Source organism: Acinetobacter lactucae, from assembly GCF_013344765.1.
Lineage (GTDB): Bacteria > Pseudomonadota > Gammaproteobacteria > Pseudomonadales > Moraxellaceae > Acinetobacter > Acinetobacter lactucae_A.
Window position 1 is genome coordinate 1 of sequence record NZ_JABVBF010000443.1, and the last position, 405, is coordinate 405.

The window sequence follows — 405 nt, forward strand, 5'->3', positions numbered from 1 at the left end:
GGTGAGAGAAGTATATCGCTTGAAGAGCTTTCAAAGTATTTTACAGGTGTAGCTGTTGAAGTCTGGCCTAAACCAGATTTTGTAAAAAATAAGAAAATTAATAACTTAAAGTTAAGAGACATAACAGGTGAGCTATTAGGTTTTAAAACAACTCTACTATATGTAATTGGAATTGCAATTGTTCTAGAATTAGTTAGTCTCATTCTTCCATTCTATATGCAGTTAATTGTTGATGATGTTATAGCATCAAAAGATTTTAACTTTTTATTATTAATTTCACTTGTTTTTATTGTTTTATATTGTTTTAAAAATTTTGTATTAATGATTCGGTCTTGGTTGGTGATGTACATTGGAACGAAATGGAATGTGCAGTGGAAAAATAATATTGTCAATCATTTAGTGGAG

Annotated in this window: 1 protein-coding gene; it reads left to right on the forward strand. The window is 28.6% G+C overall.

The annotated features are described in order from the left end of the window. Window positions 1-405 (forward strand): ABC transporter transmembrane domain-containing protein (locus HUN22_RS17765; protein ID WP_254617576.1); only part of this gene is annotated, 405 nt, incomplete at both ends.